The sequence below is a fragment of the Nocardia sp. NPDC003963 genome, assembly GCF_053605105.1.
Genome location: NZ_JBSGIP010000001.1, coordinates 92,380 through 115,457, shown reverse-complemented (window position 1 = coordinate 115,457; position 23,078 = coordinate 92,380). Strand labels below are relative to the sequence as shown.

Below are 23,078 nucleotides of genomic sequence, written 5' to 3'. Positions count from 1 at the left end.
CCGTTCGGGCCCGTGCGGTCACGCTCCGGACCGCCCGGAGAACAGATCCGGCAGACCTGGAGTGTCTTCCCAGCTCAGCTGTGGGAATACCCACACTTCACTTTTGTTGATTAGCGAAAGCAACAAATTTATAGTTGATTACTGCAAGCAACTGAACGAGGTCTGGAGCACGTATGGGAGTTCCCCCCGACACAGCACAGGGCATTCTCGACGAACTGTTTCTCATCAGTCGAGCGCTCCGCCGATCCCTCGCTCAACCCGAAGAGGGCAGCCTGCTGCCGGGCGGAATCAGTGTCCTGGTCAATCTGGAATCGGCCGGTCCGTGCCGGCAGGTCGATCTCGCCACTCAAATAGGTATCAGCGCCTCGGCCATGAGTCGCCACATCACCGAACTGGTCGCCGACGGCTATGTCCTGCGCAATACCGACCCCAGCGACGGCCGCGCCATCCGCGTCGAGGTATCCCCCGCCGGTCACGAACTGCTCGGCCGGATCCGGGAATCGCGGATCCGGGGCCTGCAGGAGGTACTGGCCGACTGGAACGTGTCCGACGCCCGGCACGCCCACCAGATCCTGAACGCCCTCCGGTGTCGTCTCATCGCCCGGGACGGTCGCAGTGCCGCGACCGAGAACCACAAGCATCCGCACAGCTCATCGTCCGCGGACACGCAGCGCAGCGCCACAGAAGGACCCGAGCAGCAACCGAAAGAGAGTCAGGAAACAGATGTCTAGTTCAGTCGAGGCGGTGACACGGCGAGACCCCTACGCGATGAGTCACCGCGAGGTCCTCGAATCGCTCACCGGATTGCTGGCCGCGCTGTTCACCGCGCTGCTCAGCACCACGATCGTGGCCACCGCGCTGCCCACGATCATCGGCGATCTGCAGGCATCGCAGACCGCCTACGCCTGGGTGATCACGACCGCGCTGCTGGCCAATGCGGCCTCCACCCCGATCTGGGGCAAACTCGCCGATCTGTTCAACAAGAAGCTGCTGGTCCAGACCTCCATCGTCATCTTCGTGGCGGGTTCGGTCATGGCGGGTTTCGCACACAATGTGACCCTGCTGCTGTCTGCCCGCGTCGTCCAGGGCATCGGTATGGGTGGGCTGACCGCACTCGTCGTCGCCATCATCGGCAGTATCGTCGCGCCGCGTGAGCGCGGCCGGTACTCCGGCTATATGGGCGCGGTGATGGCGGTCTCCATGTCGGGCGGACCCATTCTCGGCGGTGTGATCGTCGACAGTCCGCTCGGCTGGCGCTGGTGCTTCTTCGTCTGTGTCCCGCTCGCGCTGATCGCGCTGTTCCTGTTGCAGCGCACCCTGCGCCTGCCCACCGACCGCAAGGACGATGTATCCATCGACTGGTTCGGCGCCCTGACGATGACCGCGGGTGTGTCCATCCTGCTGATCTGGGTCTCCTTCGCCGGTAAGGCGGGGTACTACGCATGGTTCTCCCGCGAATCGCTGCTCTACGTGCTGGCGGGTCTCGCACTGCTCGCGGTGACCGTCTGGGTGGAATCGCGCGCGAAGTCGCCGATCGTGCCGCTGCGAATCGTCACCGAACGCACCACCGGACTCGCGATCATCGCCTCCGTCGCGGTCGGTATCGGGATGTTCGGCGCGACCACATTCCTCGGCCAGTACTTCCAGACCGCACGCGGTTACTCGCCGACCGTCGCCGGGATCCTGACGATCCCGATGGTCGCCGGAATGCTCGTCGCCTCGGTGGGTTCCGGGCAGCTGATCACCCGATTCGGCACCTGGAAGCCGTTCGTCGTCGGCGGCGCGGGTCTGCTGGTGGCCGGCTTCGGCCTGCTCAGCACGATCGACCACGCGACGAACCTGTGGCTGGTCGGGGCGTATATCGCGGTGGTCGGCCTGGGCGTGGGCATGATGATGCAGAACCTGGTGCTGGCCGTCCAGAACACCGTGAGCGTGCACGATATCGGCGCGGCATCCAGCAATGTCGCCTTCTTCCGCACCTTCGGTGGCGCCATCGGGGTCTCGGTCCTGGGCTCGGTCCTGGCGACCCGGGTGGGCGAACTGTCCGCCCAGGGTTTCGCCCGGCTCGGGATCCAGGCATCCGGGAGCGGCGGTAGCAACCTGGATCTGGACAGCCTGCCCGCACCGATCGCCACGATCGTGCGCGCGTCCTACGGCGACGCGACCGGCCGGATCTTCCTGATCGCCGCGGCCGCCGCGGTGGTCGCGCTCCTGGCGACCACGCTGCTGCCCAACCGGCCGCTGCGTCGGACCATCGATATCGAGCCTGAGCTCGACCCGATGCGCACCGAACACGGCGACCGGGCCGGACAGCCCGAAGCAGCGGACTCCGGTGAATACACCCCCGATCGCCGGGAACCCGTACTGCAGAACTGATCGCACGGCGCAGACCCCGAGTACCTCCGAAGGTACTCGGGGTCTTCCGTATCCGCCGGGCGCCCGGTATCGGCACTGCCACTAAGGATTTCCGGCGGCGGACCATCTGGCCGAATGACTACGACCAGACGTAGTATCAACGTGTGGCCATCCCTGGACCGACTTCCACACGCATACGCGGCGTGTTCGTCGGCTCGGCGGTGGGGGCGGTGAGTATCGCCGCCCACGCATTCGGTGGCGGGACATTCGCCGCCGGCTCTGCCGCGATCGCGCTGCTGCTCGCGGGTTGTGCGATCGCCGGTGCCCTGGCGACCGTCGCTCGCCCGGGCGGGCCGATAGCCCTGATGGCATCGCTGGCCCTCGGCCAGGCGTTCGGGCACACCGCACTCGCCGCTGCCCCGGGTCACGAACACGGCGGATCGTCGACCGCCCCGATGCTGTCGGCACATCTCGTCGCGATCCCGGTGGGCGCACTGCTGATCCGTATCGCCGAACGTGCGATCCGATACGCGGTATCGCGGCTGACGATCGCGCTGCGACAACCGATCTGCCACGAGCTCCCCACTCCCCGGCCGGTGGTCGCCCCGGAAGCAGAACGCGGGCCACACCGCCTCCTGCTCCTGGCTTCGGGCCCCGGCACCCGCGGTCCACCGCTCCGGCACATCTAGTTCCTCTCGCCGCAACGCGCGCCGGCCCGCATATCGCCGGTGCTGCGCGTTCCGGATCTGATCGCCCGTCGCCGGCACCGAGCACCGGCAGCCCGCACTGCTGCGGTCCACCCACGGGATCGCCGTGGGAATCGCGAACAGCGGAAATTCGCCCCCCCGGCACCGGATCTCGGCCGCGACGGCACACCACATCCTTTCGGATCGGAGCATATCTGTGTCACTTCATACTTCGGCGTCCCGTACCGGCGCCGGCACCGGAATCAGGCGCGTGATCGCCCTCGCGGCCGCCGCCCCGTTACTCGCCGTAGCCTGTTCCGGCCAGGACGGTTCACCCGCCACCGCGGCCGATTCGGTGACGATCACCGACCAGTGGGCGAAGGCCGCCGCGGGCGGGATGTCGGCCGCATTCGGCGAACTGCGCAACACCGGCGACCGCGAGGTCACGGTCGTTTCGGCGAGCAGCCCGGTCTCCGCCACCGTCGAATTGCACGAAGTCGCCACCGACGGCGGTGGCGCGAGCTTCATGCGGCCCAAGGCGGGTGGCTTCGTCATTCCCGCCGGCGGCGAATTGAGTCTGACTCCGGGCGGGGAGCACATCATGTTCATCGATCTGCGTGGTGCCCTGCGGACGGGGACCGATGCTCCCGTCACCTTGACCTTCGCGGACGGCTCCACCACCACTTTCACTGCGCAGGTACGCGATTTCGCCGGTAACCAGGAGGACTACCGGCCCGACGGCGGGGCGCAACAGCCCGCACCCGGTGCCTGAGCACAGCCGGTCCCGCTTCGACCGGCGGCGCTTCCTGGGTGGTGGCGCCGCCGGTGCGGTGGGGATAGGAGTCGGCGCGTCCGCATTCGCGGTGCTGGGTGGCAACGATTCCGGTGAACCGGTGACCGAACCGTTCCACGGCCGCCACCAGCCCGGAATCGCGACATCGCCGCAGGCCCGCGCGACGTTCGTGGCCCTGGACCTGCGCCCCGGTACGACCCGGGCCGATATCGTCGGCGCCCTCCGGATCTGGACCGGCGACGCCGCCCGCCTGACCCAGGGGCTCCCCGCGCTCGCCGATACCGAACCGGATCTGGCCCGCCGGCCCGCCCGGCTCACGATCACCCTCGGTCTGGGCGCCGGAGTTTTCGCACGCTGCGAACTCGACGACGCGCGGCCGGCCTGGCTGGCACCGTTGCCACCGTTCGCGATCGACCGGCTCGATCCCGGCTTCTGCGGCGGCGATCTGCTGTTACAAGTGTGCGCCGAGGAATCCACGACGGTCTCGCACGCGGTGCGGGTGCTGTGCCGGAGCGTGCGCTCCCTGATGTCGGTGCGCTGGGTTCAGACCGGATTCCGGGACGCGCACCCGGGAACCACACCCAGGAACCTGATGGGCCAACTCGACGGCACCGTCGATATCGCCACCACCGATTTCGACAGGCTGGTCTGGGATGACGGATCGGCGCAACCCTGGCTGGCCGGTGGTACGTCCATGGTGCTGCGCCGGATCGCGATGACCCTGGACACCTGGGACGAAATCGATCCGGCGGCCCGGGAACTCACCGTGGGCCGCACCCTGGCCACCGGTGCGCCACTGACCGGCACCCGGGAGTTCGACGAACCGGATTTCGCCGCGGTGGACACCGCCGGGATCCCGGTGATCCCGCCGTCGTCGCATATCGCTCGGGCCCATCACCGGCACGACGATGAACGATTCCACCGGCGGGGCTACAACTACGACGACTCCCCGTCCCCGGGCACGATCTCGAACTCCGGCCTGCTCTTCACCGCCTACCAGCGCGATGTGCGGACCCAGTTCCTTCCGGTTCAGCGGCGGCTGGCCGAGTTCGACGCGCTGAATGTCTGGACGACGCCGGTGGGCTCCGCGGTTTTCGCGATCCCGCCGGGAGTCCAGGGGCCCGGCGGGTATATCGGTGAGACTCTGTTCGGATCCTGACCGCGTGGCCGATGCCGATGCCGGTGCCGGGCACCGGCATCGGCCCGGCTCAGGTCCAGAGTACGGCGATCAGCACGTTAACGATGGCCAGCCCACCCGCGGCATCCGGCATCCACGCGGGATCCTTCCCGCGTTTGGCATCGGCCCGGCTCATCTCCGCGAAGGCGGCGACCAACACCGAGATGACCAGTTTCACGCCGATCTTCACCATGTTCAGGTCTTTGTCCAGGGAAGTGAGCGATTCGGCCAGGCCCACCAGGACCACACCGGTGATGATCTGCGCGCGGGCACCCCAGACCATGACCGCGTTGACGGTGGGCCGCCCGGCGGCATATCCGCCGACCACCGCCGCCATACCGAGCAGATGAGTGACGACCACGACGTTGTAGACGAATTCTGACACGTTCACAGTGCAAGATCCTGCCATTCGCGGTGTACGTGGCGCAGTCGGGCGCTGGACCGACTCGCTCGAGCTGCCGGTGTCGTCGCCGGCGGTCTACGGAACGTAGCTCGCCGCCGCCGCCACGGCCTCGAAGCGGTTGCGGTGGCGGCACTGTCGCTGTCCTCATCGAGTGGATACGGGCCCGAGCGGCGATAGTGAATACCGTGAACGCGCAACGCATGGAACCGGTCCGCTGGGCCGCGCCGACCGCCCCACCCCGGGCCCGGCAGAAGAGCAGCAATCCCCCGTTGCCGCCGGTGCGCCGGATCGAGTTGGCCGGTTACGGCCCCGAAGACGTGGTATTCGCGGGCCCAGGCACGGTGTACACGGGCACCGCCGAGGGGGATATCGTGCGGGTCGATCTGGACAGTGGGCATACCCGCACCGTGGTCACCACCGGCGGGCGACCGCTGGGACTGCACGCCGATCCGGACGGCTCCCTGCTGATCTGCGACGCCCACCGTGGGCTGTTGCGCTGGGACGGGACCTCTCCGACGGTCGAGGTCCTGGTCGACACCGTGGACGGGCGGGCGCTGAACTTCGCCAGCAATGTGGTGCGCGATCCACGCGACGGGACAATATATTTCACCGAATCCTCCCGCCGCTGGAGCCTGGAACAGTGGCGCGGCGACCTGTTCGAACATTCCGGGACGGGCAGCCTGTTCGCCCTGACGGCCGACGGCAGGGTGACCACTCTGCTGACCGACCTGCAGTTCGCGAACGGCGTGACCATGGCTCCCGACGGCCGTTCGCTGATCATCGCCGAGACCGCCGCCTATCGCCTGAACCGTTACCGGCTGCGGGGACCACGCGCCGGAACGCGGGAAGTACTGGCGGACAACCTGCCCGGGTTTCCCGACAACCTCGGCCCGGGAACCGATGGGCTGATCTGGGTGGGCATGGTATCCCCACGCAACCGGATGCTCGATGCGCTGCTGGCCCGACCGGGCCGGTTGCGCTCCCTGTTGTGGCGAGTACCCGAGCGGATCCAGCCCGCTCCCGAACACACGGTTTGGGTTCTCGGCGTGGACGCCGACGGAACGATCGTGCACGATCTGCAGCGGCCGGCCGGGGACTACTCGATGGTCACCGCCGTGGCGGAGCAAGGGGGAACACTGGTGCTGGGCAGTCTGCAGGAATCGGCTGTCGCGGTGACCCGGGTGAATGCCTGACCGCCGGATCCCGGGCGGAACCGGTCGCACCACCTGCACTGGACCGGAGGCTGCCGGCGATCCGCGCGACCCGGACAGGCCGCGGATCGGCGGTCAGTAGCGGCGTTCGGCGGGGCGGAAGGTTTCGCTGAGCCTGTTGTAGGCGCCGCGAACGTCTGCCGGGATGTCCTGACGGAGGATATGGCCGTCGGCGGGATACTCGTCGAGGCGTTTGATCTCGCCCATGGTGACCGCGACGATCGATTTCGGATGTGGTGCCGTATCCGCATCCGGCCGGTTGCCGTACTTCATATAGTTCTCCAGCGAGACATCGGCGGGCGACATGGCCACGTGCTGGACGGACACACGTCTGCCGTTCACTTCGGCAACACCTTGTTTCATGAGGGTCGCCTCTATCCGTCGGGTGTGGAACGGAGTGCCGACTCCGACCAGCGAGGAGATATCGCGGCCGAGCTCGGCGAGCATCTGGACCGAGAACGCGGCGTTCTGCCCGGTGTTGGCCGCCTTTGTCTCCTCGATGATCTGCCGCTGGTCGAGATTCATCTTCTCCGCGGCCAGCCGGAATTTGGCGGCTTCCCCGTTACTTCCGGAGAACACCACCGGCACATCACCGAATCCGCGGTCGCGGACCATATTCGCGATCACCGCGGCGCCGCCGATATCTTTGCTGCCGAAGAAGATGATTCCCCCGTAGCTCCGTGTCGGGTCGATCTCCCATTTGGGATCGTGGCGTAGGTAATCCCACAGTTTGCCCAGATCCGCCATCGCCCGGTCGGTGTCCACTCCGCGATCGCGGAGTTCACGGAACCATTGGGTGTAGGCATCTTCCCGGCGACCTCCGAAGACCTGGTTGTCTCTGATCAGAGCTCGCCCGGACGCACCGACCGGTATCGCACCGTCGTGTTCCGCACGGACGAACATGCCGGCCGACGCCCGAGTACCGCTGATCAGTCTCCGCTCTTTGCCGACCGCGTCCGAGATACCGGTGGTCAACGCACGTACTACCCGCCCGGCCGCATCTCGGGCGATCTCCACCGGGGTGTTCGCGCCCGGCAGATCTGGGCCGCTCATCCGTCCTCTCGAAACTCGTGCACCGAAGCAATACGCAGGATCGGGGGTCCTGTCGGCTTGCCGAGGCTAGTACCGCTCCTCGTTCCCGGCATCTCGTGGTGTTCCCGGCTCTGAACACCTTCCGTATCCGCTTCATCCCGAGCACCCGTCCCGGTTCTCGCGCATTTCGGATGGGCAGGCACACGCGCGGACAGGTACTCGATACCCATCGGTATCGTAGGGGGATGACTCTGGTGAACCGGTGGAGAACACCGTGACGGGCCCGACCCCGCGCGTGCGCCGCGAAGAAGTGCGCCGGCGGCTGCTCGAAGCGGCGGCGGAGGTATTCGGCAGCCGGGGCTACGAGGCCGCCCGGCTGGACGATATCGCCTACACCGCCGGGTTCACCAAGGGCGCGGTGTATTCCAACTTCGCCGGTAAACCCGCCCTGCTCGCCGAGTTGATCGAACAGTACGTCCGCGGCCGGTTCGCCGCGCGGGCGGTGGAGATACGCGCGGAGAACCGCCCGGAGCGGGCGCTGGAGGATATCGCGGCTGCTTTCGCCCGCGAGATCCTGGAAGAGCGCAGCTGGAGCCGGCTGCTGGTCGAGATCGCGCAGCAGGCCGGCCGCGATCCCGAAGTCGCCGCGATGTACGCAGAGGTCCGCCGCGCGCTGCGCGAGACGCTGGCGACGGCACTCACCACCGGATGCGACGAACTGGGTATCGAACTCACCGTGCCCGCCGATCAGCTGGCGCTCACCCTCCAAGCGCTCCTTCTCGGCCTCGGCCTCGAACACGGTACGGACCCGGAGCGGGTCGACGCGGCGGCTGTGACGGCCGTTTTCACCGATACGCTGCGCAGCCTCGCGGGCGGGCCGGTCGGCTGAGTCCGGCGGCCGCCGATCCGCTCGGCCGCTGGCTCGCGCCCGGCGGTGCGCATGCCGCGCTGGTGCGCCCGGATGCGACCGTCCTGGCCGCGGGCGATACGGTCCGCCAGGTGCTGTCGATCCTGCTCGAATCGGTGCCCACCGTCATCCCAGCCGAGCTGCCCACGGTGGACCGTGACACCGAAATCGACAGCAGCGCAATCGAATCGACCCGCGACTCGGAGGACTCGTGAAACTCCTGTTCAGTGCCACCCCCGCTTTCGGCCATATCCTGCCCCTGGTACCGCTCATGCAGGCGGCGGTGGCGGCCGGTCATACCGTCGGTCTGCTGTCCAGTGCCGGATTCCGCACCACCGTCGGCGCGGAACTGCCCTCGGCAGTCGACTATCTCGAGGCGGGGGCGATGCCCGATGTGTTCTCCGCGGAAGCGGCCCGCCGCACCGGTACCGATATGTATCGGCCGACGCCCGCGATGATCGGTGAGATCTTCGGGGGTGCCCGCGTCGACCTCGGCCTCGCGGAAAGCCTCGACCGGGCCGCCGCGTGGGGGGCGGAGCTGGTGATCGCGGAACCGTTCGACGCGATCGGCCCGATCGTCGCCGCCCGGCTCGGCATCGGCCTGCACCGAGCCGGGATCGGTCCCGCGCTACCCGCGGTGATCACGGCGGAAATCGATCACGCGGCCGCCGTCCGGTACGAGCGGGCGAATCTGCGGCGCGTGTCGGCGTCGACCTATATCGACCCGTGCCCACCGCAACTACAGGACCCGGACTGGTCCCCCGAGACCCGGGTGCTTCCGGTCCGGTCACAGGCGCACCGCCGCCCGCAGGACGCCCCGCTCGACCTGTCCGGCCGCGGCGGTCGCGGGGCGCCCACAGTGCTGGTCACCCTGGGCACGATCTTCTCCGACCCGGACGTGCTCAGCGCGGTCGTGGCGGCGGTCGCGGATACCGGCGCCGAGGTGATCGCCACCCTCGGCTCGTCCCTGCGGCATCCCGAGTCGAACGGGTCCGTACCGGCGCACAGCGACCGCGCCGATCGGGCGACGGTGCGGTATGTGCCCTTCGTACCGCTGGACCAGTTGCTGGAGCAGGCCGATCTGGTGGTCGGCGCGGGCGGTGTCGGTACCGTTCTCGGCGCCCTGGCACACGGTCTGCCGATGGTCCTCTGGCCCCAGGGCGCCGACCAGCCCATCAACGCGGCGCGTGCCGCCACCGCGGGAGCGTCGATCACGGTCGAGTCGGCAGCCGAGATCGCCGCCGCGGTGGCGAAGGTGCAGGAGGACGATTCGTACCGTCGCCGGGCCCGGGAGGTCGCGGCCGAGATCGCCGCCCGCCCGCACCCGGCCACGGTGATCGAGGAGCTCACGAAACCATAGGGGACGGACGGTGATGCGCCGCCGGCTGCCGCGGATATCGATCGACAGCCGGCGTCTGCGATATCGCCGAGTCTCGGACCACCGGACCGCACGAGCGTATCGGGATCCGCCGGATCGCGGAGGTGAGGTCCTCGATCGACACGGTGTTCAGCGGTGTTCATATGCCCGTGGCGGTAGATACTTCATCACGGGCCGGACGCACCGCCGACAGCGGCGGTGCTCGTCATCGATCCGGCCCGCGACCACGGAACCGCAGGCCCGATCCCACCGGCATCGACGGAGAGCGCGCGACGGCCGCCGCCCTGCCGGCGCGAATACCGATGAGTTCGTCTCGCCGGGCCCGTCGGATATCGGGAACGCTTCGACAGGAAGGGACTCGAGTGTCCGGCTACGTCATCGTCAACAACGCCCGCACCTGGTACGACGTCGCGGGTGCGGGTGAACCCCTGCTGCTTCTGCACGGCGGCTTCTCCGATTCCGGCGACTTCGACGAAAATCTCCGGACCCTCGCCGGACAGTTCCGGGTTTTCGTATTCGACCGGCGTGCGCACGGACGCACCCCGGACGTCGACGGCACCGTCGATATCACGGTCCTGGCCGACGATGTCATCGCGTTCCTCGAACACGTTGCCGGTGCGCCCGCGCATCTCGCCGGTTACAGTTCCGGCGGATTCGTCGCGCTCGCCGTGGCACTGCGGCGGCCGGATCTGGTGCGACGGCTCGTCCTGGTGAACGCCGCGTGCGACGAAGACGGATGGACCGTATTGCCGGAACCCGACGCCGAATTCCCCGCCGAGGTGGTCGACCGGTACGCCGAACTCTCCCCGGACGGTCGCGACCATTTCCGGACCGTGGTACGGAAATTCGCCTCCGTGGAGCGTACGAGCCTGGACGCCACCGGGGTCGGCTGCCCGACCCTGATCCTCGGCGCGGACGACGATATCGTGCCCCTGTCGCACACGGTCGAGATGTACCGGGCCGTACCGAACGCCGCGCTGGCGATTCTGCCCGGAACCCATCTGCTGCTCTGGGAGCGGCCGCGGCAGTGCGCAGCCCTCGTCGCCGAGTTCCTGACCGCGGACCCGGTGCGTCTCATGCCGATCCGCCACGGGGGCGGCACCCCCGAATTCGGCTCGTAGCAGCGCCGGCGGCGGAGTGCAGCCGACATCAGAGCGAGCACGGACCCGGCCGGACAGCGTTGCCCGGCGTTCGGCGTCACCCGTGCGGGCGGTCGCCACCGCTCCGACCGTGTACATCGGGTCGGGGCACACCCGTAGTGGATATTCGAGCCGGGGCGGGAGGACAACCAGCCGACCCACCAGGATCTCCGGGTGCGAATCCGGATCCACCCGGATGCAGCGGACGGCCGGTACCCCATAGCGTCGGTTCATGTTCTATCCGAAGCGCGGCGGCCGGTTCACGATGATGGTGGCGGTGCTGTTGTCGACAGCGATAACGGTAGCCGGGTGCGCCTCCGGATCCGGAAGTGAGACCTCCTCCCGCACAACCGGTCCCGGCGATATCGCGGTGGTCGAGGAACAGGGGGCCGGCTCTCGCATCGTCGACTTCACCGTTCGTTCACCGGCACTCGGCGGCGCCGCCTCGGTCCGGCTGATCACCCCGGACGGTTGGGAGGGGCGACAGTCCGGACGCACCTGGCCGGTCTTGTATCTGCTGCCCGGTGGCGACGGCGACCATCTGAGTTGGACCACCGACAGCGATGTAGCGGTGCTACCGCAATTGCGCGATGTACTCGTCGTGGTCCCGGGGATGCCGATGTTCGGGTTCTACAGCGACTGGCACAACCGCGGATACGACGGCGCGCCCGCGGTCCGCAGTTTTCACCTCGACGAGCTGATTCCACTGCTCGAACGCGACTACGGCGCGGGATCCGAACGAGTGATCGCCGGAGTTTCGCAGGGTGGATACGGGGCACTGAGCTACGCGGCACTACGGCCGGGGATGTTCCGGGCAGCGGCGAGTTACAGCGGATGGTTGTCCCCACTGCGGCGCGCCGAGGTCGTACGGGCGGCGGCGCGATTCGTCGGCGCCGACGACGTCGCGCTGTGGGGCGATCAGGTCGGCGACCGTGCGGTGTGGGAGGCAGGCGACCCCTACCATCTGGCCGGCGAACTGACGGAGCTACCGGTGTACCTGTCCAGTGGTGACGGCACCCTCGGGGAACTCGATCCGCCCGATACCGTCCAGGAGTCACTGTTTCCCGAGATCGACCGGCTGGCCGGCGAATTCGCGCCGGGAACTGTCGACCTGACGGAGGCGGTGATGCACGAGAGCAGCCGCGCGGTCGCCGATCGGCTGCGCGAGCTCGGCGCCGAGCCGATCACCCATTTCACGCCCGGTACACACAGCCCGCCGTACTGGGCCCGGGAACTGCACCGTTCGCTGCCGATGCTGCTGGCGGCGTTGCGATAGGAAAACTGAGCGGTGGCGAAAGATGTTGCGGCCGAACGATGCACAGGACAGCACACCACACACCTACCCGGTTCGCCCCGCCGCTCCGGCGGTCACCCGGCGGTCGAGGCCAATGGCCCTGCCCGAACCTCGGCCGCCCACCTCGGCCGCTGGTCCGGGCGCCGCAGCACCGGGCGGGGCCGGGTATCAGGTATCCGGTGCGGGGCGGCTGCGGAGCCGGTGGGTGAGGGTGTGGCCGAGCTGGGCCGTGAGCGGGCCGGTGTGGTCGATGCCGAGCTGGGCGGCGAGGGCCGTGGCGTGTAGGCGGGTGGCGGTTTCGAGGAGGGTGGCGTAGGTATCGGTGGTGGTGCGGATCCGGTGATGTGCCGTGACGGCGAGGACGACGGCGAGCGGTGCGGCGGGCCACCACAGGATGCCGACCGGCAGGTAGAGCACCGCCCAGGCGGCGAGGACCGTCGCTCGTGACAGGGCGAGGCGCGCCGCGGTGAGTTCGTCGCGGGTGGTGTCGGGAAGGGTGAGCCACAGGGCGGGCCACACAGTGGCCAGGTCGAGATGGTGGTCGTGGTCCAGGCGCAGGGCGGCGGCATGGATGCGGTCGCCGCTCCACGTGGGACGGTCGGGGCGTTCGACGGCGATCCGGTTCCGGATGCGGGCGGCGCGTTGCCGGCGGGCCGGGTCGGGGCGGTCGGCCGGGTCGGGCGCCAGAGCTCTCCGGTATTCGGCCCGGTGGACGGCGTCGGCGGCGTCCCAGCGGCGGCGGCGGGCGAGAACACACCAGCGGGCCGGTCGGCGTAGCGGTAGCGGCCAGCTCTGCCATCTCGTGGCCAGGCAGAGGTATTCGACGACGGCGCCGAGGAATTGGGCGATCAGGCCGACGACCGCGGCGCCGGCGAGTACCGCGATCAACAGCAGGATCTGCCCACCCACAGTGGTGACGGCCGGATCTCGGGCGTAGGCGGTGATCCGGTCGCCGAGATAGCGGATATCGAAGACATGGGTGTGGCCGAGAATACGAGCGGCGGCGAGCACGGCCAGATAGAGGGCGCCGGGTAGCGCCAACAGCGAAAACCATTGCTCGGCGAGCTTTTTGGTTATCTCGCTCCACAGGCCGCTCATTCAGGCCAGCCGTTCGCGGCGCAACGGCTCTCCGCTGACGGCACACCGTGGCGGATCGAGCGCGGCGCCGGTGTCGCCGCGGCCGTTACAGACCCGAAGGGGGCAGCGGTAGACGATCTCGAAACTCTGTACGCCGACAGCTGCCGGGCCCCGGGTGTGTCCGAAGATCCCCGGCGCGTCACCGGCTACCCGCAGCGCGGTGTGGACCGCGTTCAGCGCCGGCCCGATATCCTCGGACCTGCCCGCCTGCAGCGCCACCAGCAGGCGCTGCAGCGGTGTGGAGGTATCCGTGCCGGCATCGTCGAGTGTGTCGCGTATCTCGGCGAGGTGTTCGCAGAGATACGCCGACGCCGCTGCGGCACGGGCAGGGTCGGGTGGCAGCGCAGGCAAATCGGACCCCCGGAACATCGGCGAATGTGGTGGCACCGCTGTCCGAAGTGCCCGGCCCGGGACTTGGCGGTGCGCTCGCAGGATCCTATCCTCGATAGCCGGTGAGCGAAACGGTCGCGGCGCCAGGCACAGTGACCGTCGAGAATTCGAGGCAACGCACGTATGCGGACCGCAGTGCTGGACGGACCCGGCTCCGACGACGAGCGCCGGGCAATCCTGCGGGCCGCGGTGGCCCGCAGGCTGGCACGTGCCGACGACGAGGCGGCGCCCGGGCTGGTGCTGGAACCCGAGGCTGCCGCGGAGGCCGGCCGGTTGGCCGTGGATCTGCGGCCCGGCGACGGTGATCCGGATGCCCGGTTGCTGCTGGCGCGGTTCCACGGATACCGCTTCCTGGCACTGCGACCCGGCGGGGGCGCGCGGGAGTGGCCGGCCGCGATCGAACTGCTCGTCTCGGTCTTCGACGCACCGGCGCCTTCCGCCGAGCTGCCCGAACAACGCGTCGCCGTCGCCGACGAGGTGTTCGCGGTGGCCGGCAGCATCACAGTCCTCTACGACCTGCCCGCCTTCGATGCCGAATCCCTCACCGCCGCAATCGTCCTCTGGCGGCGGATACTCGCGGCCACGCCCGCCGATCATCTCGACCGAGCGCTCCGGCTGGGCACCTTCGGGCTCGTCCTCGGGGCCCGATACGAGCGCACAGGTGCGCCGGCCGACCTCGACGAGGCCGTGGATATGTGCCGCCGAGCAGTGCAGCTCACGGCCTCCGGCCACGCGGATCGGGCGGTATGGCTGAAGGACTCCCCGGCCGAATACGCCGAACGGGCGATCTGGCGCAACGCCCTGGGGAATCTCCTCCGGATCCGATCCCAGCGGACGGCTGCGCGGGCCGATCTCGACGAGGCCGTGGATATGTGCCGCCGGGCCGTTCAGGACACGGTGCACGACGACCCGAGCCGGGGCGCCTGCCTGACCACTCTCGGGGCGGTACTGCAGGCCCGGTTCGCCCGCACGGATACACCGCTGGACCTGTACGAAGCGATCGAGGTGGGACGCCGTGCTGTGCGAACCACACCGGTCGAAGATCCGGAATACGCGGTGTCCCTCAACAATCTCGGGCATGCCCTCCGGATCCGATTCGAGCGGACGGGTGCGCCCGCGGACCTCGACGAGGCGGTGGAAATCGGCCGCCGAGCCGTGCACGCGGCCCCGGCCGGCCATCACTACCGCGTGATGTGCCTGACGAATCTCGGAATCGCGCTCCGGATCCGGTTCGCGCGGAACGGGTCCGTGCCGGACTTCGACGAAGCGATGGAGGCGGACCGTCACGTAGTCGAGGCCCTCCCCGCCGACCACCCCGGCCGGGCGATGCTCCTGCACAATCTCGCAGCCGCCTGCTACGAGCGGTTCACGCGAACCGGTGCGCCGGCGGCTCTCGACGAAGCGGTGGCGACGAGCCGCGCGGCGGTTCGTGCCGCCCCGCACGGCCATCCTGATCAAGCGATGTACCTGGACTCCCTCGGGAACAACCTCCGAACCAGATTCGAGAGCACCGGTACCCCGGCCGATCTGGACGAGGCACTGGCGAGCGGCCGCCGAGCGTTACTGGTCGCTCCCCCGGCCGCGCTCGTGCGGGTGACGATCATGAACAACCTGGGGGTCACACTGCAGCACCTGTTCCGGCGGACCGGCACGCTGACCTACCTCGACGAAGCCGTGGAAATCGGCCGCGCCGCACTACAGGCCACCGCGGCCGACGACCCGGCCCGGGCGATGCGCCTGAACAATCTCGGGAGTGCGCTCATGCTCCGGTTCGACCGGACAGGGCGTCCGGCCGACCTCGACGAGGCGGTGGATCTGGGACGCAGGGCCATGCAGCTTTCTCCCGCCGCCGACGCCGAACAGCCGATATTCCTGACCGGTCTCGGGCTGGCGCTCCGCGCCCGTTTCAAATGGACGGGTGCGCCGACGGACGTGTACGAGGCAGTCGAGGTCGGCCGCCGCGCACTACAGGCCACCCCGGCCCATCATCCCGCCCGACTGGGGCGCCTGGTCGCGCTCGGGACATCCCTGCAGAACGTGGCCCGGCAGACGGGTACGAAGACCTACTTCGACGAGGCGGTGGAGGTGTGCCGGCAAGCGGTGCAGGCCGCCCCGACCGGTCACTCAGAGCGCGCACTGTGCCTGAACACGCTCGGGAATGCGCTGTTGCTCCGGTTCGACCGAACAGGTGCGCCCGCGGATCTGGACGAGGCGGTGGAGGTGTGCCGTGCGGCGGTACAGGCCACTCCGGCGGACAGTCCGAGCCGGAGCCTGCGGTCGAACAATCTCGCGAGCGCTCTGCTGGGTCGGTTCGAGTGGACCGGCGCACGGGCGGACGTGGACGAGGCGGTCACCCTGCGTCGACTGGTGCTGCGGACAACCCCCGCCGACGATCCCAAGCTGGCCATGTGCCTGAACAATCTCGGCGGAGCCCTGTGGTACCGGTTCACCCGGACGGGCGCACCGGACGACGCGGACGAGGCCGTAGCCGTATGCAGGCAGGCGGTGCAGGCGACTCCGGCGGGCAACAGCGGATCGGCCGATCGCCTGTCCAATCTCGGCGCGATGCTGGGCAGCCGATTCCAACGGACGGGCGCGATAACGGACCTGGACGAGGCCGTGGGCGTATGCCGGGAAGCGCTCCGGGTCACCGCACCCGACGCGTCCGACCGTGCCGCGCGACTGGCCGCGCTCGGGACAACCCTCATCACCCGGTTCGAGCGGACGGGCGTGACAGCGTATGCGGACGAGGGCGTCGCACTGTGCCGCGCAGCGGTACAGGCCAGACCTCTCGATCACCCTGGACGTGCGCGGGTGCTGACCCAGCTCGGTCGTGCCCTCGTGGTGCGGGCGGCCGGCGACGGCGCGGCAGAACGTGTACAGCAGGTCGTCGCACCGATGGAGGATCTGGACGAGGCCGCCGTAGCCTGGTGCGAGGCGGCATACTCGCCGGTAGCGCAGCCGTCGATCCGGATCGAGTCGGCGCGGGCAGCTGCCGCGCTGCTCTGGTCGGGTGGGCAGATCCGGGTGATGATGCTGGCCCTCAGCGTGGTCGGCTTGTCGCGGAGCCCGACCGGTTTACGCGACCGGCGCCGGCGTGCGGTGGAGTTGATGCACGCCGCCGTCCGGCTGTTGCCCGAGGTGGCGCCGCGTCGGCTGCAACGAACGGATCAGCAGTACGCCCTGGGCGGCTACGCCGAGCTGGCCGCCGACGCGGCCGCTTTCACACTCCGGGATACCTCGACACCCGCTGCCGAGCGGGCCGCGCTGGCTGTGCAGATGCTGGAGGCCGGCCGCGGGGTGCTCCTGGGACAGGCCTTGCAGATCCGTGGCGATACGAGCGAGCTGGCGAGCCGTCATCCCGAATTGGCCGTCGAGTTCGACCGGTTGCGCGGACTTCTCGACCACTCCCCCGTATCCCCCGCGGGCACCGACGCGGAGCCCGCGACAGATATGCGGCAGCGCCTGGCGCGGGACTTCGACGAGGTGCTGGCCCGCATCCGCGCCCAGCCGGGATTCGAGATGTTCGCGCTCCCACCGGCAATCGGACAGCTGCTCGAACAGGCCGCCGAAGGACCGATCGTGATGTTCAACATCAGTGAATTCGGCAGCGATGCCCTGCTCCTCACCGTCTCCGGCGTCGAGGTGCTGCGGATGCCCGGGCTGGCTCGCGATAATGTCGTCGAACGGGTCGCCACCTTCCGCGAAGCCTTGGCCGGTGCCGACCGCGGGGCGACCGCCGCGGATCGGCGAGCCGCGCAAGGACGCCTGAACGGGGTCCTGGAATGGCTGTGGGACAACGCCGCCGGTCCCGTTCTCGACGCACTCGGTCTGCGGCGTCCGATGCCCGCGGGTCGCCCGGGTCCACGGGTGTGGTGGGTACCGGGCGGGCTGCTGGGCCAGCTGCCGATTCATGCCGCCGGCTATCACACCGGCCCACCACGCAGGCGCGGCGCTGTCCGGACGGTGCTGGATCGAGTGGTCTCGTCCTACACCCCGACCGTCGCCGCCCTACGACACGCGCGGCGACGCATCACCGGCCCCGATCCCGATACGGGTCGACCGGCCCTGATCGTGGCGATGCCCACCACCCCCGGCGTTGCCGGCCGATTGCACTATGTACCGGACGAGGCCGGAATCCTCACCACGCGGCTGCCCGGTGCGATCACACTGACCGAACCCGAACCGGCGCCCGACCTCACCACCACGCCGACGGTGAACCCGACGGCTGCGGCGCCGAACGGGCACGAGGTCGACTTGCCCACCCGGGACAGGGTCCTGCAGTTACTGCGCGAATGCTCGATCGTCCATTTCGCCTGCCACGGTGTCAGCGATACCGCCGACCCCTCGCGCAGCCGGTTGCTCCTGCACGACCACACCTCGGCCCCGTTCACGGTCGCCACCCTGGCCCCGCTCGACCTGGGCCACGCCCGCCTGGCCTACCTCTCCGCGTGCGAAACCGCCACCGCCGGTGCCGAACTCATCGATGAGGCGATCCACCTCGCCTCGGCCTTCCAGCTCGCCGGATACCCACAGGTGATCGGTACTCTCTGGACCGTCGACGACGAGACAGCCACCCATATCGCCGACAGTTTCTACGCCGCCCTCACCACCGCCGGCGACGCGGCACCCGATACGAACCGGGCGGCCCACGCTCTGCACGATGCCGTCCGCGCCGTGCGCGACACCTTCCGCGCCACTCCGTCCCTCTGGGCCGCCCATCTCCACACCGGGGCCTGAGCACCGTCACGCCGTCGCTGTTCGTCGCCGGCGCAACCGACCGACTCCGACCAGCGGCGATACCGCATCATTTAGGTTAGGTTTACTTGTGCTAGCGTTCACCTGCTTCCCTCGGCACAGGTTGTGGTCGTACGCCTCACCGTGAGCACTCGGGGCGCCAACCGACCTCGACAAGCAGAAAGCCGAGACGAACGTGAAGATTTCCGTGGGCCGGATCGGTCTCGTGGCCGTCACCGCCGTGCTGGCGAGCGCACTCGTCGCCTGTGGGCAATCCGAGCAGGTCGACGACGTCGACGCAGTATCCGCCGGAGAAGGTGGCACCACCTACCCCCTCGTCCTCGACAACTGCGGTGAGACGGTCACCGTCGACGCCGCGCCGCAGCGAGTGGTCTCGCTGGATCAGGGTTCGACCGAGATCCTGCTGTCGCTCGGTCTCGGCGACCGCCTGGTGGGAACCGCGTCCTGGACGGATCCCGTCCGCGAGAATCTGGCGGCAGCCAACGAATCGGTTCCCCGACTGGCGGAGAACGCGCCGACCTACGAGGTCGTCCTCGGTGCCGATCCCGATTTCGTGACCGCGTCGTTCGGCCGGCATTTCGAGCAGGGCGGGGTCGCGGAGCGAGCCCGGTTCGCGGAGACCGGGATCGGGTCGTATCTGTCGCCGACCGACTGCGACAACGGAGTGAGCGTCAACGGGGGTGGGAAGCGCACCACACCGCTGACGATGGACGCGCTGTATCAGGAGATCGGTGAGCTCGCCGCCGTCTTCGATGTGAACGAGCGGGGCGCGCAACTCGTCGACGAGCTGCGGGGCCGCGAGACCGCGGCCCTCGCCGGTATCGAGAAGTCGAATGTGTCGATGGCGTTCTGGTTCGCCGATACCAAGAGCCCCTACGTGGCCGGCGGCCTGGGATCGGCCGACTTGCTCGCCACCTCGGTCGGTGCCACCAATGTCTTCGCCGATCTGACCGACGACTGGCCCGCCGTCGGCTGGGAGACCGTCGTGGAACGCAACCCCGATGTCCTCGTCCTCGGTGACCTCCTGCGCGCCCGTTTCCCCGGCGACCTGCTGGCCGACAAGATCGCCTTCCTCGAATCCGATCCGGTGACGCGCACTCTCGACGCCGTACGCGGCAAGCGCTACATCGCGCTGCACGGTGCGGAGATGAACCCCTCCATCCGCGCCGTCGACGGACTCGAGAAGATCGCCGCCGGCCTTCGCGACGTCCGGGATCCCAACTGACCGCCACCCGCGACCGCGCCGCCGCCCTCGTCCCCGGACCGATTCGGGGGCGATGGATCGTCGGGTCGCTGATCGCGGTCGGCGGGATCGTCGCGCTCACGCTGTCGGTACTCGTCGCCGTCACTCTGGGGCCGGCCGATATCTCGCTGGTCAATGTTCGTGACGTCCTGCTCAATCATCTCGGTCTCGCCGATATCCCGGTGCGGGCGGCGAAGAACGCGATCGTCTGGGAGGAGCGGCTTCCGCGTGCGCTGGTGGCCGCCGCCTGCGGCGCCGGACTCGGGATCTGCGGCGTGATCATGCAGTCGTTGCTCCGCAACCCGCTCGCGGACCCGTTCGTCCTGGGCATCTCGTCCGGCGCGTCGACCGGTGCCGTGATCGTGGGTGTACTCGGTGTCGGCGGTGCCGCGATCGGTCTGTCCGGCGGTGCGTTCATCGGGGCGCTGGTCGCATTCGGGCTGGTGCTGCTGCTCGCCCGCCTGTCCGGCGGCAGCAACGACCGCGTCATTCTCGCGGGTGTCGCCAGTACCCAGCTGTTCTCGGCGCTGACCTCGTTCGTCATCTTCGCGTTCGCGGACTCCGACGAGACCCGCGGTGTGATGTTCTGGCTGCTCGGATCGCTCGAGGGCGTCCGCTGGGACGATGTGCGGCTGTGCGCGGTGGTGGTGCTCCTCGGGACGGCGGTATGCCTGTATTTCGCGCATGTCCTGGACGCATTCTCCTTCGGTGACGCGGTCGCGGCATCGCTCGGCATCTCCGTCGGGAAGTTCCGGCTCGTGCTCCTGGTGGTCACGGCGGTCATCACCGCGACCCTGGTCAGCGTCGCCGGGGCGATCGGATTCGTCGGGCTCGTGCTCCCGCACGCGGCGCGGTTCCTGCTGGGGCCGCGACACAGCCGGCTGGTCCCCGCGACGGCATTGCTGGGGGCGGTCTTCATGGTGTGGGTGGATGCCGTCTCCCGCGTCGCCTTCGCACCCACCCCGCTGCCGGTGGGTGTGGGCACGGCGCTGGTCGGGGTGCCCGCGTTCATCGTGATCCTGTCGCGCCGGAGGAGAGCACAGTGACCCTGCACGCGGATACCGTCACCTGGAACCGCGGCGGTGCGCTGGTTGTCGACGGCGTCACCGTGACACCGGCACCCGGCGAGACGGTGGGCCTGCTCGGTCCGAACGGTTCCGGGAAATCGTCGCTGCTCCATCTCCTCAACGGTGTGGTGCGTCCGACCGCGGGTGTCGTAACCCTCGACGGCGACGATCTGTCCACCATGCGGCGCAAGGAAATCGCCCGCGCGGTGGCTGTGGTGAGCCAGCACGCCGATACCGACCTCGACATCACGGTCGGCGATGTCGTACGCCTCGGGCGCATTCCGCATCGCACGACGTTCGGCGGCGATCCACTCGCCGACGAGGCCGCGGTAACGGCCGCGCTCGAGCACACCGGCCTCGCGTCGAAAGCGAACCGGCTCTGGCACCGGCTCTCCGGCGGGGAGAAACAACGTGTCCAGATCGCCCGCGCCCTGGCGCAGGAGCCGCGCGAACTCCTGCTGGACGAGCCGACCAATCATCTGGACATCCATCACCAACTGGAGTTGCTGGCACTGGTCAGCCGGCTGCCCGTCACCAGTGTGATCGCCCTGCACGATCTCAATCTCGCCGCCATGTTCTGCGATATGGTCATCGTCCTGCGGGAAGGCCGGGTCGTGGCCGGCGGGAAACCCGCCGAGGTCCTGACCTCCGAACTGATCGCCCGGGTGTACAACGTCCGGGCCGAGGTGCTCGTCGACGAGTCGAAGGGGCGACTGTCGATCCTGTTCGAACCGGGTCCCGTTGCCGTCGCCGCGCGCTGACGACCGGCCGGCCTCGCCGACGCCGGACGCGGCGGCAGGAGCCCGCCGGTCACTCGGCCGCCGGTGGTCGCTGCTCACCGGTCTCACGGCCGCGACCCCGATCGTCCGGCTGCTGGTCCTCACCCAACTCGCGTTCAACGTCGGCTTCTTCATGGTGTTGCCGTACCTGTCGGTGCATCTGACGGAGGATCTCGGTCTGCGGGTGGCGTTCGTCGGGATGGTGCTCGGGCTCCGCACGTTCTCCCAGCAGGGCCTGTTCTTCATCGGGGGCTCGCTCGCGGACCGGTGGGGGGTGAAGCCGGTGGTCGTCGCCGGATGTGTGTGCCGGATCCTCGGCTTCGCCGGATTGGCCTTCGCCGCGTCGGTGCCCGGAATCGTGGTGGCCACCGTCCTGACCGGGTTCGCCGGCGCGCTGTTCTCCCCGGCCGTCGAATCCGCCCTCGCTACCGCCGCGGGCAGCACCGAGGACGGCGCGCAGTCCCGAAAGGATGTTTTCGCGCTCTTCGCCGTCTGCGGTCAGATCGGCACGTTCACCGGCCCACTGCTCGGATCCTTGCTGCTGGCGGCCGATTTCTCCCTCGCCTGCCTGGTCGCGGCGGGCATCTTCGTCGTCATCCTGCTGGTCCATCTGCGTCTGCTCCCCGCACAGCCCGGCGCCCACGCCGCCGACGGCTGGCTCGACGGCTGGCGGGAAGTGGTGGCGAACAGGACCTTCCTCCTCTTCGCCGTGGCCATGAGTTCCCAGCTGGTGGGGTACAACCAGCTGTACCTGCTGCTACCGCTCGAGCTCGACCGCGCCTGGGGATCGCAGGCCCCGCTGGGCTGGTACTTCGCCCTGGCGGCGTTATTCGTCGTCATCGCCCAACTGCCCCTCACCCGGCGGGTGCGTACGGCCGCGGCCCTGCCCGCGGGCCTGATCGTGACGGCCACCGCCTTCGTCGTGATGGCGCTGCTCGCGCCATTGCGACTCCATGGCGTGCCCGCACTGGTCCCGCCCGCCGCATTCGCCCTCCTGCTGGCACTCGGCCAGATGATCACCATGCCCGTCGCCCGGGATCTGGTGCCGCGCATCGCCGCCGAACGCCGTCTCGGTTCGTACTACGGTCTCCTCGCCTCCATCGGCGGGCTCGGGGTACTGGCCGGCTCGGCGGTCACCGGGGCCTTGATAGACGTGCTGCCGGCCACCACCGGCTGGGGACTCGCCGCGCCGTGGTGCGCCGTCGCCCTCGCCCTGCTCGCGAGTGCCCTCGTTCTGACACTGCTACTACGCGCGCAGGGTCCGGTGCGGGCAGTCCCGTCGCGCGGTGCCGGATAGTGCGTGAGCGTACGGAATCCGCGCTCGCCACG

At 69.1% G+C, this 23,078-nt stretch carries 20 protein-coding genes; 16 read left to right on the top strand and 4 right to left on the bottom strand.

Translation table 11 applies throughout. From position 1 onward, the window contains the following. The first annotated feature begins 173 nt into the window (after positions 1-173). From ACWEWT_RS00530 to ACWEWT_RS00510, 5 genes are all read left to right on the top strand, one after another. A complete protein-coding gene (locus tag ACWEWT_RS00530; RefSeq protein WP_452554690.1) occupies positions 174-731 on the top strand; it encodes a MarR family winged helix-turn-helix transcriptional regulator in 558 nt (185 codons plus the stop codon). Next, positions 724-2,376 (top strand): MDR family MFS transporter, encoded by a 1,653-nt coding sequence (locus ACWEWT_RS00525; RefSeq protein WP_452554689.1) that lies wholly within the window; start codon positions 724-726, stop codon positions 2,374-2,376. The genes ACWEWT_RS00530 and ACWEWT_RS00525 overlap by 8 nt, the downstream gene beginning before the upstream one ends. A 143-nt stretch (positions 2,377-2,519) precedes the next feature. Then, positions 2,520-3,044: a hypothetical protein gene (locus ACWEWT_RS00520; RefSeq protein ID WP_452554687.1), complete on the top strand. Its 525-nt coding sequence runs from the start codon at positions 2,520-2,522 to the stop codon at positions 3,042-3,044. Positions 3,045-3,258: 214 nt separating this feature from the next. Then, entirely contained in the window at positions 3,259-3,813 is a 555-nt protein-coding gene (locus ACWEWT_RS00515) for a copper chaperone PCu(A)C (RefSeq protein WP_452554685.1), read from the top strand. Next, positions 3,806-4,993, top strand: a complete 1,188-nt coding sequence (locus ACWEWT_RS00510; RefSeq protein WP_452554683.1) for a Dyp-type peroxidase — start codon at positions 3,806-3,808, stop codon at positions 4,991-4,993. The genes ACWEWT_RS00515 and ACWEWT_RS00510 overlap by 8 nt, the downstream gene beginning before the upstream one ends. Positions 4,994-5,042: 49 nt before the next feature. Here ACWEWT_RS00510 and ACWEWT_RS00505 read toward each other — a convergent pair whose 3' ends face one another. After that, on the bottom strand, positions 5,043-5,348 hold the full coding sequence (locus ACWEWT_RS00505; RefSeq protein WP_452557613.1) for a hypothetical protein: 306 nt from the start codon (positions 5,346-5,348) through the stop codon (positions 5,043-5,045). 251 nt (positions 5,349-5,599) lie between these two features. On the opposite strand from ACWEWT_RS00505, the gene ACWEWT_RS00500 reads away from it, so the two are divergent. Further along, positions 5,600-6,607 (top strand): SMP-30/gluconolactonase/LRE family protein, encoded by a 1,008-nt coding sequence (locus tag ACWEWT_RS00500; protein WP_452554681.1) that lies wholly within the window; start codon positions 5,600-5,602, stop codon positions 6,605-6,607. A 93-nt stretch (positions 6,608-6,700) separates the two neighbouring features. On the opposite strand, the gene ACWEWT_RS00495 is transcribed toward ACWEWT_RS00500, so the two are convergent. After that, a complete protein-coding gene (locus ACWEWT_RS00495; protein ID WP_452554679.1) occupies positions 6,701-7,678 on the bottom strand; it encodes a YdcF family protein in 978 nt (325 codons plus the stop codon). A 253-nt stretch (positions 7,679-7,931) separates the two neighbouring features. On the opposite strand from ACWEWT_RS00495, the gene ACWEWT_RS00490 reads away from it, so the two are divergent. From ACWEWT_RS00490 to ACWEWT_RS00470, 5 genes are all read left to right on the top strand, one after another. Further along, positions 7,932-8,546 (top strand): TetR/AcrR family transcriptional regulator, encoded by a 615-nt coding sequence (locus ACWEWT_RS00490; RefSeq protein WP_452554678.1) that lies wholly within the window; start codon positions 7,932-7,934, stop codon positions 8,544-8,546. Positions 8,547-8,608: 62 nt separating this feature from the next. Then, a complete protein-coding gene (locus tag ACWEWT_RS00485; RefSeq protein WP_452554676.1) occupies positions 8,609-8,779 on the top strand; it encodes a hypothetical protein in 171 nt (56 codons plus the stop codon). Next, a complete protein-coding gene (locus ACWEWT_RS00480) occupies positions 8,776-9,924 on the top strand; it encodes a nucleotide disphospho-sugar-binding domain-containing protein (RefSeq protein WP_452554674.1) in 1,149 nt (382 codons plus the stop codon). Before ACWEWT_RS00485 ends, ACWEWT_RS00480 begins: the two co-directional genes overlap by 4 nt. Before the next feature lie 380 nt (positions 9,925-10,304). Beyond that, complete coding sequence (locus tag ACWEWT_RS00475) at positions 10,305-11,063, top strand: alpha/beta fold hydrolase (protein WP_452554672.1); 759 nt, start codon at positions 10,305-10,307, stop codon at positions 11,061-11,063. A gap of 250 nt (positions 11,064-11,313) precedes the next feature. After that, the gene (locus tag ACWEWT_RS00470) at positions 11,314-12,357 is read left to right on the top strand and encodes an alpha/beta hydrolase (protein WP_452554670.1); all 1,044 of its coding nucleotides are present in this window, start codon (positions 11,314-11,316) and stop codon (positions 12,355-12,357) included. Between the two features lie 186 nt (positions 12,358-12,543). Here ACWEWT_RS00470 and ACWEWT_RS00465 read toward each other — a convergent pair whose 3' ends face one another. Both ACWEWT_RS00465 and ACWEWT_RS00460 read right to left on the bottom strand, forming a co-directional pair. Next, positions 12,544-13,473 carry a hypothetical protein gene (locus ACWEWT_RS00465; RefSeq protein ID WP_452554668.1) on the bottom strand — a complete coding sequence of 310 codons (930 nt, stop codon included), beginning with the start codon at positions 13,471-13,473 and terminating at the stop codon, positions 12,544-12,546. Beyond that, positions 13,474-13,863 (bottom strand): hypothetical protein, encoded by a 390-nt coding sequence (locus tag ACWEWT_RS00460; protein ID WP_452554666.1) that lies wholly within the window; start codon positions 13,861-13,863, stop codon positions 13,474-13,476. It abuts the gene before it with no gap. Between the two features lie 162 nt (positions 13,864-14,025). Between ACWEWT_RS00460 and ACWEWT_RS00455 the strand changes: the two genes are divergently transcribed. The 5 genes from ACWEWT_RS00455 (at position 14,026) to ACWEWT_RS00435 (ending at position 23,046) form a co-directional block, all read left to right on the top strand. Continuing rightward, entirely contained in the window at positions 14,026-18,642 is a 4,617-nt protein-coding gene (locus ACWEWT_RS00455) for a tetratricopeptide repeat protein (RefSeq protein ID WP_452554664.1), read from the top strand. A 193-nt stretch (positions 18,643-18,835) separates the two neighbouring features. Next, positions 18,836-19,885: an ABC transporter substrate-binding protein gene (locus ACWEWT_RS00450; RefSeq protein ID WP_452554662.1), complete on the top strand. Its 1,050-nt coding sequence runs from the start codon at positions 18,836-18,838 to the stop codon at positions 19,883-19,885. 56 nt (positions 19,886-19,941) lie between these two features. Next, positions 19,942-20,949 carry a FecCD family ABC transporter permease gene (locus ACWEWT_RS00445; protein WP_452557611.1) on the top strand — a complete coding sequence of 336 codons (1,008 nt, stop codon included), beginning with the start codon at positions 19,942-19,944 and terminating at the stop codon, positions 20,947-20,949. Beyond that, complete coding sequence (locus ACWEWT_RS00440; RefSeq protein ID WP_452554660.1) at positions 20,946-21,731, top strand: ABC transporter ATP-binding protein; 786 nt, start codon at positions 20,946-20,948, stop codon at positions 21,729-21,731. Before ACWEWT_RS00445 ends, ACWEWT_RS00440 begins: the two co-directional genes overlap by 4 nt. Continuing rightward, positions 21,712-23,046, top strand: coding sequence for an MFS transporter (locus tag ACWEWT_RS00435; RefSeq protein ID WP_452554658.1), 1,335 nt, complete (start codon positions 21,712-21,714; stop codon positions 23,044-23,046). The genes ACWEWT_RS00440 and ACWEWT_RS00435 overlap by 20 nt, the downstream gene beginning before the upstream one ends. Positions 23,047-23,078 lie beyond the last annotated feature (32 nt).

What these genes read in the sequence shown, in the direction of transcription:
- ACWEWT_RS00530 (WP_452554690.1), top strand. Translation starts at nt 174, where the DNA reads ATGGGAGTTCCCCCCGACACAGCACAGGGCATTCTCGACGAACTGTTT.
- ACWEWT_RS00525 (WP_452554689.1), top strand. Translation starts at nt 724, where the DNA reads ATGTCTAGTTCAGTCGAGGCGGTGACACGGCGAGACCCCTACGCGATG.
- ACWEWT_RS00505 (WP_452557613.1), bottom strand. Translation starts at nt 5,348, where the DNA reads ATGGCGGCGGTGGTCGGCGGATATGCCGCCGGGCGGCCCACCGTCAAC.
- ACWEWT_RS00495 (WP_452554679.1), bottom strand. Translation starts at nt 7,678, where the DNA reads ATGAGCGGCCCAGATCTGCCGGGCGCGAACACCCCGGTGGAGATCGCC.
- ACWEWT_RS00470 (WP_452554670.1), top strand. Translation starts at nt 11,314, where the DNA reads ATGTTCTATCCGAAGCGCGGCGGCCGGTTCACGATGATGGTGGCGGTG.
- ACWEWT_RS00465 (WP_452554668.1), bottom strand. Translation starts at nt 13,473, where the DNA reads ATGAGCGGCCTGTGGAGCGAGATAACCAAAAAGCTCGCCGAGCAATGG.
- ACWEWT_RS00455 (WP_452554664.1), top strand. Translation starts at nt 14,026, where the DNA reads ATGCGGACCGCAGTGCTGGACGGACCCGGCTCCGACGACGAGCGCCGG.